The 13,921-nt window shown below is 44.4% G+C and carries 13 protein-coding genes and 4 pseudogenes; 4 read left to right on the forward strand and 13 right to left on the reverse strand.

The window, feature by feature from the left end; all coding sequences use genetic code 11:
- Nucleotides 1-9: 9 nt before the first annotated feature.
- Entirely contained in the window at nt 10-366 is a 357-nt protein-coding gene (gene tnpB / locus AC3D28_RS15410) for an IS66 family insertion sequence element accessory protein TnpB (protein WP_488536595.1), read from the reverse strand.
- Nucleotides 363-656 (reverse strand): IS66 family insertion sequence element accessory protein TnpA, encoded by a 294-nt coding sequence (gene tnpA / locus AC3D28_RS15415; protein ID WP_488536596.1) that lies wholly within the window; start codon nt 654-656, stop codon nt 363-365. Before tnpA ends, tnpB begins: the two co-directional genes overlap by 4 nt.
- Before the next feature lie 562 nt (nt 657-1,218).
- On the opposite strand from tnpA, the pseudogene AC3D28_RS15420 reads away from it, so the two are divergent.
- The 4 genes and pseudogenes from AC3D28_RS15420 to AC3D28_RS15435 form a co-directional block, all read left to right on the forward strand.
- Nucleotides 1,219-2,046 (forward strand): annotated as a pseudogene (locus tag AC3D28_RS15420) (FIST C-terminal domain-containing protein); the annotation flags it as partial.
- Between the two features lie 417 nt (nt 2,047-2,463).
- Nucleotides 2,464-2,880: pseudogene (locus AC3D28_RS15425) on the forward strand (methyl-accepting chemotaxis protein); the annotation flags it as partial.
- Between the two features lie 20 nt (nt 2,881-2,900).
- The gene (locus AC3D28_RS15430) at nt 2,901-3,440 is read left to right on the forward strand and encodes a peroxiredoxin family protein (protein WP_488536597.1); all 540 of its coding nucleotides are present in this window, start codon (nt 2,901-2,903) and stop codon (nt 3,438-3,440) included.
- A 107-nt stretch (nt 3,441-3,547) separates the two neighbouring features.
- Nucleotides 3,548-4,696 (forward strand): annotated as a pseudogene (locus tag AC3D28_RS15435) (IS30 family transposase).
- 12 nt (nt 4,697-4,708) lie between these two features.
- Here the strand turns inward: AC3D28_RS15435 and AC3D28_RS15440 are convergent.
- The 11 genes and pseudogenes from AC3D28_RS15440 to AC3D28_RS15490 form a co-directional block, all read right to left on the reverse strand.
- Nucleotides 4,709-4,954, reverse strand: a pseudogene (locus AC3D28_RS15440) (transposase); the annotation flags it as partial.
- 56 nt (nt 4,955-5,010) lie between these two features.
- Entirely contained in the window at nt 5,011-6,663 is a 1,653-nt protein-coding gene (locus AC3D28_RS15445) for an EAL domain-containing protein (RefSeq protein ID WP_488536598.1), read from the reverse strand.
- A 34-nt stretch (nt 6,664-6,697) separates the two neighbouring features.
- On the reverse strand, nt 6,698-7,024 hold the full coding sequence (locus tag AC3D28_RS15450) for a hypothetical protein (RefSeq protein WP_488536599.1): 327 nt from the start codon (nt 7,022-7,024) through the stop codon (nt 6,698-6,700).
- A 125-nt stretch (nt 7,025-7,149) separates the two neighbouring features.
- Nucleotides 7,150-7,572, reverse strand: a complete 423-nt coding sequence (locus AC3D28_RS15455) for a hypothetical protein (RefSeq protein ID WP_488536600.1) — start codon at nt 7,570-7,572, stop codon at nt 7,150-7,152.
- Between the two features lie 244 nt (nt 7,573-7,816).
- Nucleotides 7,817-7,990, reverse strand: coding sequence for a hypothetical protein (locus AC3D28_RS15460; protein WP_488536601.1), 174 nt, complete (start codon nt 7,988-7,990; stop codon nt 7,817-7,819).
- Nucleotides 7,971-8,891, reverse strand: coding sequence for a chemotaxis protein (locus AC3D28_RS15465; protein WP_488536602.1), 921 nt, complete (start codon nt 8,889-8,891; stop codon nt 7,971-7,973). Before AC3D28_RS15465 ends, AC3D28_RS15460 begins: the two co-directional genes overlap by 20 nt.
- A 25-nt stretch (nt 8,892-8,916) precedes the next feature.
- Nucleotides 8,917-9,087, reverse strand: coding sequence for a hypothetical protein (locus tag AC3D28_RS15470; protein WP_488536603.1), 171 nt, complete (start codon nt 9,085-9,087; stop codon nt 8,917-8,919).
- Complete coding sequence (locus tag AC3D28_RS15475) at nt 9,084-9,602, reverse strand: methyl-accepting chemotaxis protein (protein ID WP_488536604.1); 519 nt, start codon at nt 9,600-9,602, stop codon at nt 9,084-9,086. The genes AC3D28_RS15470 and AC3D28_RS15475 overlap by 4 nt, the downstream gene beginning before the upstream one ends.
- A 161-nt stretch (nt 9,603-9,763) precedes the next feature.
- Nucleotides 9,764-10,057 carry a hypothetical protein gene (locus tag AC3D28_RS15480; protein ID WP_488536605.1) on the reverse strand — a complete coding sequence of 98 codons (294 nt, stop codon included), beginning with the start codon at nt 10,055-10,057 and terminating at the stop codon, nt 9,764-9,766.
- 941 nt (nt 10,058-10,998) lie between these two features.
- Nucleotides 10,999-12,891 (reverse strand): methyl-accepting chemotaxis protein, encoded by a 1,893-nt coding sequence (locus AC3D28_RS15485; protein ID WP_488536606.1) that lies wholly within the window; start codon nt 12,889-12,891, stop codon nt 10,999-11,001.
- Nucleotides 12,892-13,624: 733 nt separating this feature from the next.
- Entirely contained in the window at nt 13,625-13,843 is a 219-nt protein-coding gene (locus AC3D28_RS15490; protein ID WP_488536607.1) for a hypothetical protein, read from the reverse strand.
- Nucleotides 13,844-13,921 lie beyond the last annotated feature (78 nt).

Raw genomic sequence — 13,921 nt, forward strand, 5'->3', positions numbered from 1 at the left:
TGGCTGTTTTTATGATATTTTCAGGCTTGGTAAGGGTTGGTGTGCCACTGCATTTTGCCAGTTCAAGCCATCGAGCAACCACCGTAGCTGACGAGCGGTAATTTCCATCGCTATGGTATCTTGCGGGTGTCTGGGCCAGCTGAATTTACCTTTCTCGAGGCGGCGGTAATAAAGCCAAAATCCGTTTGTATCCCACTGCAAGATTTTGAGTTTGTCACGACTACGGTTGCAGAACACGAACCAGTGAGAGCTGACCGGATTTAGCTCCAAAACCTCTTCAACCAACAGGCCGAGTGTATTGATGGACTTTCTCATGTCGGTCACGCCCGTCGCCAAATAGACATTGCCAGCAGGTGCCGGGATCATGGTAACGCCTTGATGATATCTGGCAGCGACCCCATAACAGTCGTGTCATTGACGGAGATCCGGTAACCACTGGGCGTCTCGATAACAACAGCAGCAGAAGGTGACGACATCGAAATAGGAATGATGACATTATCGGCTTCTTGTGGCGGATTAGTGATTCTCTTTTGCCAGTAATAAAACTGCGATTGAGCAATCTGATTTTCCTCGCACCAGGTAGTTACTGTGTGCCCGCTTTCAGCCTGCTGTTGCAAGCGTTCATTCCATAAGTTCCACTTGTCTTCGCGTGTCATGATTTAGCTCCATTGGTAAAGGAGCTATATCAATATCAAGCTTTTATCTTAAAGAGAATGCGGGGGGAAATGGGCGCTTACGTATTATCGGAGATAGCTCTGCCAGAATCAGGATTAAGGTAAAGGGATGTCAAAATCATAGGATGTATTTGCCGACATATATTGTCAGGCAGAATGACTTAAGAGCCTTAATTACATTGAACCATTTTGATTAGAATGCGAGAACCGCTCCATGAATTTTCTCAGCAAGGTTTTTAGAAAAAAAGAGAGTGTTCAACCAGAAAGTGTTGAGCAAGGCTACACCGCCAAAATCGCTATCCCTTTAAAAGATCTGACTCCTGAAGCTATCAAGCCGTTACAGTTTGAAGAAGGAACGCCGCTTGTCATTGCATACGTGAACTCGCAGGCAGATATAGACTCTGCGCGTCGCATCATTTCAAACAGTACTCAATTTGCGAAGAAGACCATTGTTCTTGTCTCTTCAGATATCGACCCACTGGCAAAAGATAATCTTTCCTCTTCAGGTAAAGACTTTATTGCTCTGCATAGCTTCTCATCGGCTATGGTGGAATCTGTAGAGTCAATTTCGGTATCTCTTCATCTGGATCGTAGCGGACAGGCACAAATCGATGCCATCAAACGCGAGATAGAATCCAAAGCACGATCATTCCGTGATGAAATTGATGCTAAAAACACACTGGCACTCACCTATTTCGATTTTCGTACCAAACATGAAGATACCTTTATTCAGGCACTCTACCAGTCGAACAAGTTCCCTTGCTACTTTATCGGAGGGGGAACATTTGAAAGTGATGAGCGACGTGCCGGTATCTTTGATAACGGAACACCAATAACAGACAGTGTTCATCTGGTATTCCTAAAGCTCGCCCCTAAGATCCGCTATGGAGTGTTCAAAACACATAACTTCGTTGAAACCAGAACCTCTTTCACCGTTGCAGAGTTTGACGATGTAAACCGCAGACTAAAAGGATTTATTGACCCTGTTACTCATCAAATCCGCACGCCAGTAGATGTACTTTGCGAACACTTCGAATGCCTGCCGGAACAACTTAATGAAAAAATGTCTCAGTATTCATTTGCGGTTAAGATCAATGACGAGTTGTTTATTCGCTCTATCGCCGATATCTCTCCTGAAGATGGCTCGTTAACCTATTACTGTGATACTTTCTTTGGTGTCGAGCTTCATCTGGTTAAAACCGTAGAGATTAACAAGCGTACTGCTGATGATTTTCGTGAGTTCAACAAAGACAAGCCTGGTAAACCTTTTGCTATGCTGGCAAACGACTGTGCACTTCGCAGGATCCGACATGGTCTGAAATCAGAAGAGACAGAAGCGTTTAGCGATATATCTCTTTCATCGCTGCCATCTTATGGTGAAATACTGGGTGTTCAGATGAACGAAACCCTTACGGCAGTGGCCTTCTACAAAGTTGAAAAAGGCGAGTCGTTCTACGATCAGTATTCCAGTCAGTTCGCGCTTTATTACGCCTTCTATCGTACTTACTATCTGGATATTCGCTTAAGAGCAATGGGACAGATTAATGATGCTCAAAGCTCTCTTATTGACTATTTTTTGAATTTCCGCCCATCAATCCTGAAAGTTACCGAGCAGTTAGCTGATATATCGACTCTAACCAACGACACCATGGGTGAAATGACCGGAGCCCGAGATGGCTTTGAAGGCTTCTTCTCAATTATCAAACAGCAGGAAAACCTGCTAAGAAATGAACTTGAACATAAAGTAGGTGCGCTTAAGACCAGTTATGAAGAAGTGACAACCATTGTTGACTCTATTTCAACGATTGCCGAACAGACTAACCTTCTGGCCCTTAACGCTGCGATAGAAGCAGCCAGAGCAGGAGAACATGGCCGGGGTTTTGCCGTAGTTGCAGATGAAGTAAGAAAACTGGCGATGACAACCAAAGATCAGCTGGATACCGCTTCCAGAACCATAGATCACGTTGACTCTTCAATAGATGAGATCAACCACTCTATCGAAGAGATTGGACTGTTAATGAAAGATGTAACTGAACAGTCTGTTGGTTTACAGGATCTTGTAAACCACACCATAGACAGCTCATCGACAACGCTAAGCCGATCTGCTGAAGGTAATTCTGCAGCTGCCAATACCCATGAACAAATGGCGAAATTTGACGAACAGATTCAGTTGCTGCAAAAGGCGACACAACTAATTAATAAGTAATGAAAAAACGGAGAAAGAGAATGGCGTACTCAACAAAACTGAAAGCAGGCGATGCATTCCCGGATCTGACTGCAACACTACTGGACGGTACCGGTGTAAAACTTGGTGAACCAAAGGGAGACGCGACATGGCAGGCAGTATTTGTCTATCGCGGAAAGCACTGCCCGCTTTGTACCAGGTATTTGAACGAACTGGAGTCGTATAAGCAAGCCTTTGCTGATTCGGGAGTAGATATTCTGGCAGTGTCTGGTGATTCTAAAGAGCAGCTTGAGGAGCATCTGAGTAAACTAGATATGAGTTTTCCACTAGCTTACGGCTTAACAGAAGAGCAAATGAAAGCTCTGGGTGTTTACATCTCACTACCGCGTTCGGATCAGGAAACTGACCATAACTTCTCAGAGCCGGGTCTGTTTGTTGTGAATGAGAAAAGCCAGCTTCATGTAGTAGATATTTCTAACAACCCATTCGTTCGCCCGGAATTAGGAGCGCTATCGCGTGGACTGGCTTGGATACGTAATCCTGACAATAATTATCCGATTCGAGGCACACTGGATTATTAATCAGTTTATTTGCTCTAGAGCAGCGGTCGTAAAACGAACTGCTGCTGTAGATTCAAATGGTCATAGCAACAGTTTTACTAAAATACTGATTTGCACAGGCACTCATGATGAAACGAGCAAAACGTACATTTACACAGGACGAAAAAGATCTGGTCTTCAGATTATGGAAACAAGGAACTGGTTTTAGCGATATTGGCCGTATTTTAAATGCAGCTCCTGGTACGGTATTCACAGCTCTACGTGAAACTGGCGGTATTAAACCAAATCCTCGGAAAAGGAATAAGCAACACCTAACGCTCGAAGAACGAGAAGAAATTAGAGTCGCGTTATCAGCCAAAATGTCGTTAAGAGCCATAGCACGTATGCTAAATCGGTCCCCTTCAACGATTTCAAGAGAAGTCGCTCGTAATCGAGGTCGTCACTATTACAAAGCTGTTGATGCTGACAACCGTACAAAGCGTATGGCTAAGCGCCCAAAGCTAGGGACCTTAGAACGCAATCCTGAACTTAGAAAAATTATCATGGAAAAACTCGAGCTTAAGTGGTCTCCAGAGCAAATTTCTGGATGGCTGAGTGTTGAGTATTCGCGTAGCAAATACATGCAGGTATCACATGAGACGATATATAAATCCATTTATGTCCGAGCCAAAAGTATCATTCACCACTCGTTCACTCAGTACTTGCGTAGAGGTCGACCAATGCGCCACAGTCGGTATCATCGCCGTAGTGGTGATCGGAGCTTCACGAATATTGTAAACGGCGTTTCTATACATAAGCGCTCTAAGAACATTGATCTTGGTCACTGGGAAGGCGACCTTGTATCGGGTTCAAGAAATACACACATTGCTACTCTTGTAGACCGAAAGTTACGCTTTACTATCATCCTTAAGTTAACAGGTAAAAATGCCGAATCTGCGCATACTGCTCTGTTAGCAGCGTTTAAACAAATGCCTGTTGAATATAGAAGATCGCTGACATGGAATAGAGGAATGGAATTAGCGAAACATGCTGAGTTGACTAAAGAAATAGGCATAACTGTCTATTTTTTTGACCCTCAGTGTCCATGGCAAAGAGGTTCTAACTAAAATACCAACAGCCTAATTCGACAATACTTCCCTCGAAAAACAGATTTATCACCTCACTCACAAGAGCAACTCAATGATGTGGCTACTCAACTGAATGAACGTCCAAGGAAAATATTGAAATATAAAACACCATCACACATGATTGAAAAAGGTGTTGCGATGATCTCTTGAATCTACAACGGCTTTTTTTAATATATCCCGCTCTTCGGTAACTCTTTGCAGTTCTTTCCGAAGTCTACGAATTTCAGCACTTTCATCAGATTGAGCTTGGTGTTGGGAGGAATCGGGACCATAGCTCTTCACCCAAGCATAAAGACTGTGGGTAGTTGTCCCTAAGCGGTTGGCGACATCAGCCACGCTATGACCTTTTTCAGTGATCTGTTTTACCGCTTCAATTTTAAATTCTTCTGGATATCTTTTGCTGCTCATAAGCACCTCTCTGTTAATCATTTTGTCTAACTAAAAGGTGTCTATCAAGTCGGTGGCTATTCAGGCTCATGCAGCCCCCGACAGGTTAACCACACGTCAGGCTCAGAAGGACTATACAAACAAAAACCTTGAAGATAAGGCACGCCAGTTGACGTCAATCGGTCAAACATTTCTGTGGTTTCCACCCCTTCGGCCACTACCGTAACACCATGACTTTGACCATAGTCGCATAAATGTGAAATAAGCTTCAAACAAGCAGGTAATCGCATGGCTTCCATGACCAGCGCCCTGTCAAGTTTGACCTGATAGAGCGGCAAACTGAACAACTCCGTAATTGCGGTCATTCCCGCACCAAAATCATCAATGGAAAGCTTAAAGCCGAGACAATGCAACTCATTAAGAATTGTCATCAAAGCGTCCGTGTTTTCAAGCAAATACGATTCGGTGATTTCAAGCACCACCCGTAACGGTGATAGTTGACTTTCTGTAACCGCCTTCATCACATCTATTATAAAGGTAGGTTTTAGCAGTTGCTGTGCAGACACATTAACATTAATGTTAGGTCTAGATTGATGTACCTTGTCAAACGCACTTAAAAACTTGCACGCCTTTTCCAGAACGACCATTCCTAGTGCGTGTATGTAACCTAACTTTTCTGCCATGGGGATAAACTCCCCCGGTGACACCGCGCCTAAAACAGGGTGAGTCCAACGAGCCAAAGCTTCGTAACTCACCAAATCCCCCGTTGCCGCAGCAACAATCGGCTGCAACGCAATATCTATCTGGCGATGGGTTATCGCAGCATCTAACGCATCCTCTATTTGAAAATAACGGTCAATTTTCTTTCGTGAAGAGCCCGCATAAGTAACCGGTGATTCAATTAGCCGAGCATATTCAGACAAATTAAATACTTGCGTTAGCAACTGCGCCGACTCCATATCCGCGCGAGGCAATGCACCTAACCCTAGCTGCGTGGTCAGTGTTACTTCACGGGCACGCCCCTGCTTGAGAAAGCGCGCTTCCACTTTCTTCATTAGCGCCATTGTGCGTTTGGGCGTCATAGGTTGCTCTACCGTGAACACCAGGGTATCGGCACTGATGCGATATAAACCGTAGCGCAACGACAGGATTTCATCCAATACCGCAACAAGCGAAGAGATTAAACGAGATGTCGCTTCCTGTCCTCCCCGTCGCTGTGCCTCATGAAATTGATTGAAACAGCACACAAACAACCAATCACTATCATCAATCTTCACCATATTTTTGACAAACTGATGTCGGTTATAAAGCCCCGTTTCACTATCGTGGCTGGCAATGTGTGAAAGGTATTGATTAATGAAGACTTCCTCCGACACATTTCTATGTGTACCAACCATCACCATTTTGCCTTCTTGCTCAACCAAAGTCCCGGTTGCCTCAATCCATAAATAGTGTCCCAATCGGTTTTTGACACGATAACGGGTTTTTACACGTGCTGAAGACACCTCTTGCTGGTGCTCACACACCTTACTTTGCAAGCCCTGACGGTCTTCTGGATGCACCAGGGCCAGCCAATCCTCTAAGGTCGAGTTTTCGAGTGGCATATCAAATTGCTCGTAAAACGGCGTGTTATAAAAAGCCACCACATTATCACGAGCCATAAACCAAAGACCTTCGCTGGTGGTATTGAACAATTGCAATACCGAAGTCGGAAAAACGTGTTTCATCATAGCACCACAAATCCATCCTTGTTGCTCATTCCTATTACGAACTTGATAACTGAAGTCGACCCATTTTAGATTGACTCAGCACACCTAAATCCTTGGCAGCTAACTGCACATTCGCAAACCAAAATAGCTTGTGTTTATCGACGAACACCTGCCTTCGCTCAAGTGCGTCATAAATCGAAAACGCGCAGCCTTGAGCTAAGACTACACCAAACAGGTTACGCTCTAAAACAGGCACTTGATTAATGTTTTCTTCCAAGGCGAGCCGCAACGGTTGACTGCTCGTTGACCATGACACAGCCTCAATAATATTCTGCGTCAAAGGTTTTGACAGCGATATTAAAAGCTCGGGCAAAAGACTCATGTCCAGCGACACTTCAGCGCAGCGTAATACTCATCGCGCCTTTGTTGCTCACAATACGCTTGCATCTTGTTAATCAGTGCCTCTTCAAAAAAAACGAGGGTACTGATTGACAACAGCAAACATGCCTAATACATGAAGAGTCCCAATAAAAGACCTTGATGAGGGTAACGCCACCCCGCGACTTCGAGACGCTGACAGGTGGCGTTGGTAGTGACCATCATGTATTGCCACAACTTAGGCACAATATTTTTAATCGCAGGCTCTTGCCATTTCACCAGCGCTTTGCTCATCAATATCGGGAAAAGACGTACGCAGTTGTCAATACCCAACGTCCCTATCGCGACATTGGGGGCCGAGACACGCTTAGGCTCTCGATGAAGGCGTGCCAAAAACTGCGCATTCCCCACAAGCGATAAAATTTCAGACTTAAGCATCGCGTCATTCGTGTTAAGAAGCGACAACTTGTTAATCCCCAAGGAGGGCGAGTAAGCGATATCAGCAAAGTAAGAGAAAGCAGGAAAGCGCCCAAACAGCTGCGTTGGTGTCATGGCAAGCAACTGCTTCTCCAGTGAGGCCTTACACCTCTTGTACCACCGCAGCATAGACACGTTGAAGCTGCGCCTGCTTTTGCCTCTTATCCTGCACCCGCGCACTTTCACACTCCAGTAACAACCTTTGATTGCGGGTAATCCGCTCCCTTTCACTTACAATGACACTATCGCAATACCGCGCCCGCTCGCTAAGAAATCTGTCAACATTATCTTGGTCTAGAACAAACTGTCTACTTACGAGTCACTTGGCATGTCGAGCGCGTGTTATCGCCGAGACTTTGTCGGCGATGGCATTCGCTTCTTCGCTGTAGCGGCGTTGCGTGATAATCGCTTTACGCATGTTGCTTTGCGATGACGTTTGCTCACACGACTTCGTTTTACGCCTTTTCGCCCGATTAACGGTCATGGCACTCATCAACTGCACCTGCCAAAGTCACCTCTGCGCCCCGCGACATTGCCGTCATCAACGCCTGTGCGTTGAACTTCGATAGTGCATCATTAGCCCCCACTTGCCGCGCCCTATCTTGACTCATTTCACTCGACAATGAAGTTTGCAAAATTTTATACATCGCTCGAGTTCGAGGGTTGTCGTTCAGCGCAAAAATTAACTCATAACCATCGAGCCCAGGCATTTCAATGTCACTAATTACCATGTCAAATTTCACACCAACCCCACCCGTATCAAGCAGCAGTGCGAGCGCCTCATCACCGCTATGACATAATTGAAACTTCAGGCCAAAGCGGTCCAGTATCTCCGACATTAACCGGCGGGCAATGACCGAGTCATCCACCACCAAGACGTTGAGTTTTTGCAATAAAGCAATTTCTTCTTGTGACAACTGGACGCCCGTGTCTTCAATGTCAGCCGGAAAAATTTCTGTCAATACCCTTTCCACATCCAGTAGTTGAACCAATTGGTCATTGTAATGCGTACTCCCCAACACAAACGTGTCCTGACCAGCCGCTTTGGGTAAAGGCGTGACCGATTTCCAGTCACACGAGACAATGTGTTCAACCTTATCCACCATTAACGCCACTTGCATACGCATGCAATCGGCCACAATCAAGGTTTGCGTCCCTCGCTTCGACAAAGGAACACCGCACCCGCCCATGGCCAACGACAAATCAATCACAGGCAGACTGGCATCACGAATGGTCACCGCTCCTATGACGTAAGCATGGCAAGCAGGAAGGACCGTTGGTGCTTGATAAGGTACAATTCCCTTGATTTTCATTGTCCCTAACGCAAATAGGGTGGCTTTTGTGTGCAGACGAAACATTAGGACGCCTTGAGACTGCTCTGAAAACTGGGGCATATGTGTATTCCTTTACTTAGGGCGTTTACGTTCTAAATATCGACAATGCTTGTGTTAACTTGGTGATATCCGACACTAAAATGTGAGCATGACGGGTAGATTCTGAGGTCATATGATTATATTGATCACTGAGCGTATCAACGACCCCGGCTTGCTCTGATAAACTAGCCGCAGCTTGTGCTGACGATGCGCTCATATACTCACAATATGGTTCATGTCTTTCTGAGTATTCGACAACTGACTCATCATGGCTTCACTTTGCTCGGTCACCAAACGCATCGTGCCGGAGATATCGGCTAACTCCTGAACTAATGCCGAGAAAATTCCTTCTATATCGACAATGGAGCCTTGGGTTTTGGCAGCAAGTGAGCGCACCTCATCGGCGACGACTACAAAACCACGTCCCGCTTCACCTGCGCGAGCCGCTTCTATTGCCGCATTTAAGGCCAACAAGTTCGTTTGCTCATCCACTTCACCGATAATGTGAATAACCGAGCGAATATGATCAGTCTGTTGATTAAGACCTTGAACTTTGACATTCCGCTTCTGCTGCTCGTTCACCACACGATGAACCGTTTTGATACCTTGCCTTAAATGACCAATCCCAGTTTGGGTTAAGCTGTCTACTTCAACAATACTGTCTGATAGGTTTTCGATTTGAGTAGCGATTTCCTGTGATGATGTTGACAGCTGCTCTACGACTCTGACCATTTGAGACAACTCAGACTTGACACCTGACCCGTCACATCGTTGGGCATAACATCAATATCAATCGCATTTTTAACACCTTGCTGTGCAGTCACTTGAGCAGACATCACCATTTATCTAATGGACTCAGTCATCACTTCAGCCGCCTGAGATAGCAAGCGAAATTAGTTACTCCCTGCCACAGCATCGTTATTAAAACTCTTCGTCAAGTCACCTCTACCTAAGTCAGTCAAGGTGGAAGTGATCGTTGATGGCGGTTTAAAAGTCTTATTGATATACCAAGTCAGCACAACAAACAAAATTGCACCACCAACTGAAAATTGCCACGGCAAAGACGTTAAAAACGACGGGCTCTCTTTGCCTAACTCGGATTCAAACGAACCACCTATGATCATCCAATTCCAATTCGGGACACGAATAAACGCCATATGTTTCACATCAACCTTGCCATTTGACATCTCAAAAACATACGAAATAACACCACTGTCTTTGTTAAATATATGAGAAAAGGGCGACTGCCATCAGGCAAGATTTACTATTAAATCAATTATTTTCATTTCTCTTCCTGTGAATCTTCAAGCCAAATTATGGCGACCGGCCTTCCTAGCTTTAACGCTTTAACTCACACGTATACACTCCGTTAGCTTTAACGAATGGATTGCTGGGATACTTCTCCGTCACTGGTGACAACAATAGATTTAAACAACCCTAAAATGCTCGCCACTCTTTAAACAAACAACAACCTCACTGACTTTATATAACTCAGTCATCTGTATTACCGTCATTACAGCGTTGCTCTTAAAGGCTCGATGCTCTTCAAGGTTAACTAGAAAGGACAGAATCAACATCAATAATGCTTCCCGATTTGCCAACTTAATGTATTCTTGTATTTTGCTTACATTCGAAGGCTTGTTGACCGTTAACGCGCCTGCATAGCCATAATGCTTAAATGTCACTTCGACCAAAATTGTCGCTTCCTATTGCACCTAATGATATAAACGAATAAGGCTGTGGTATTCTGAAAGTACTTCCGAGACTGATGGATAATCCTGAATGGAGTCTTCCAACTGGCGCTCTATGGCACACACCTCTGTGCGTACACGCTCAAGAGCCTGATCAACTTCTCTCTGGCAACTAAGTCGCTGTAAAGAGTGTCTTAGTTTTCGTAGGTTTAACTTAAGATTGAGTTCCTCATTTCTGAACAGGTGAGATGATTGTAGAAAAGTATAGATATCACCCATACAAATTTCACAGACTTTATGTTCAACATGAAACGGTGTGACACTTTGCTCCTCAAACATCAATTCAATTGTACATAACTTACAGGTATATTTTCTCATCACTTCATTTTCTTCTCGGTTTGATTATGAGTTAATAATTTTCGCCTACTAGAGCTCATTTAAACCTTGAACTGACGAATGGTTTCACTCAATCCAACATTCAATTTTTGAATTTTCTCAGCTTCATCAGCCAATGTTTCACTACCTGTGCTCAATGACACTACGATATCTTTAATTTGATTCATGTTCTGACTAATGTCTGCCGCCACTGCTGACTGCTCTTCCGCTGCTGTAGAAATTTGGGTGCTAGCGTCGTCTGTTTGTTGCGCATAATCAGCTAATGTTCTCAAGCTCCCACCGACCTGCTCTTGTCCTGCCGCTGTATCTAAACACATCTGCTTGGTACGAGAGATAGCTTCTGACATTTTATGATTACTCTCAAGCAACGCGCTCAGTACCTTGTCTATTTCTCCTGTACTATCCATAGTGCGGCTTGCTAAAGTTCGGACCTCATCCGCTACGACAGCAAACCCCCGTCCCTGCTCCCCAGCACGAGCCGCCTCTATCGCTGCATTTAAAGCCAGTAAGTTGGTTTGTTCTGCTATCTCACCAATTACCTTAAGAGCATCGCTGATATTTCGGCTGTTTTGGTCCATCTGCTCAACCAACAAAACCGAGCTCTCCATATCTTGCAGTAAGTCTTCTGTCAAAGATTGAGCACGCTTCACTACTTGCTCCGACTCAACACCAAGCTCCGATGCTTGCACTGTAATCTCAGAGGCTTTCACCGCGCTTTGAGCAACCGATTGCGCCGTGCTATTCATTTCATCAATCGCGGTAGCGACTTGCTCAGTTTCTATGGAGTGCTGGCTAATGCTCTCCGCATTTTCCACCGTCAAGGATTGAAGCTTAGCTACATTGCTTGAGAGGTTACCGGAGATACCGACTATTTCTTTAACTGCCAAGTGGACTTTATCGATAAATGAGTCAATGCCATCAGCTATCTGCCCCAAATCATCACGTCGACCAAGCTCTAAACGTTTGGTTAGGTCTGCTTCGCCTTTTGATAAGTCCAGCGCTAGCTCACGAAGTGATGTAATCGGTTGGTAAAGTTTTGTGATAAGTAGATAGAAGAGAATCAAGGTAATTATGATACCACCGACCACCATAATCGCTGAACTCGTACGCGTGTTGTAAATTGGAGCAAAAGTTCTGTCATCTTTAAGAGCGACCCCCAAGTACCAGACAGTGTCAGCCACTTCTATAGGGATGGAGTAGAACATTTTGTCGTCACCACCAAAAGTATACTCTTGAAGCAACGCTGCTTTGGAATCTAATGCTTTTCTGGCAACATCAGAAAACCCTTTAAGCTTAAGCGCTTGCTCACCATTATTAATCGCGGGGGATGACGTCGCTAAAACCGTCGACTCACTATCCATGATAATACCGACAGCCCCATCCATAGATTTAAAACTATTAACAATCTCGTTGAGCTTTGATAACTCGAAGTCAAAAGAAATAACCCCGTCACGTTTTAAAATAGAAACTGACACCCACATTGCTCCGGCACCACTATATGGCTTAGTAGCTGCAAGACCTTTTGTTTTTTGAGCAACTTGATACCACTCTCTTTTGGTTGCATCTTCATTATAAACGTGGTTTGTCCAACCCGGCCCATTTTGATTCCAATAAGCCATACCACTATGTTCTGTAAACACAACGCTACCCACATTGGCAGCCTTCGCCAACTGTTTTACAAAACTCACTTTATCTTCAGGTACCGGGTTCTGACTATAAAACTCCGCCACACCCTCTAGAGAAGAAGTTTTCTCGAAGAAATAGTTGTAAACGGTTTCTCCTTTCGCCTCTACATACTCCTGTACAGTTTTGGTTTTATCTTCTCTAAAAGCAGAGGACACATTATTGTAAGTGATGAAACTCACTACCCCCAAAGCAAGAGAAGTCAACACAAGGACGCCAACAATTAGGCTTTGTTTAAATCCGATATTCATAAGCAAATAATCAATCAACTGAAATGAGGGTCAATGATACGACACATTTTCAACTATAAAATAGTACTTAGGTAGCATAAGGGGAAACTCCAATCACGGCTAACCCCGCCCCTAGCAGGACTGTTGTCACTATTAAATTTAACTAATATCGCCGAAAAAAGGTCTGCTCCCTGAGCAAGTCCCAAACTGGCGTACAGAGCTTCATGCCTAACAAGCAAAGTGAGGTCGAAGCAAAGAAACAAGTTAAAGCTGACCAACTTGAAATCAAAGAATTGAAGAAAGACTTACAACTCAAAGAAAAAGCACGGGGAAGAACCATAGGACGACTAAACTCCACCGATGATAGACAGAAGGTCAGCTTCATAAGCGAGGCCGCCAGCGGAGCAAGCAAAAGCACGCTAAGCCTGAGAGCTATACTGCGACAGGACCAAACCAAATATACACATAGGATATTACCTACTTTCCATTAGCAGTACGAGGACAGCACTATTACCTGTACGTTATTGAAGATATCTACAGCCGAAAAATTGTCGGTTATAATGTCTATGAGTGTGAGTGCGCTGAATTAGCGTCACAATTATTACAGCTACACATTAGTGTGAGCTAGGCATCACCTCATCTTACAGTCGTCCGAGATTCAGTGATGACAAGCACTGTTCCGTACCGTGAAGTGCATGCCGAGTTAACCAGTAAAAGGCTTTGACGCTCTTGAGGTAAGTCGAGTCTGGTGATATTAGAAGTTGTGAGCCAGTTGGTGAGGTTCACTTAAATCCTGAGAAAGAAGCTGCTTAATATGTAAGCGAATGATGACAGCTATCTTGAGAAACGCCGCTACTTTACGAATCCCCTCATAATTATTCGTAAAAAAATGAGGTAGACACACATCGCCGTCTTTGATCTCATGAATATCGCTAAACACATTTCGAGTAGGTAGACTAACGATGTGCGACATTCAGATTCTACAGCAAACCATACCGAACCAATGCCCCTTCATTCGCAAAAAACGATTAATTCTCTGATACTTGCTATG

Source organism: Vibrio sp. TAP-3B (assembly GCF_057784735.1).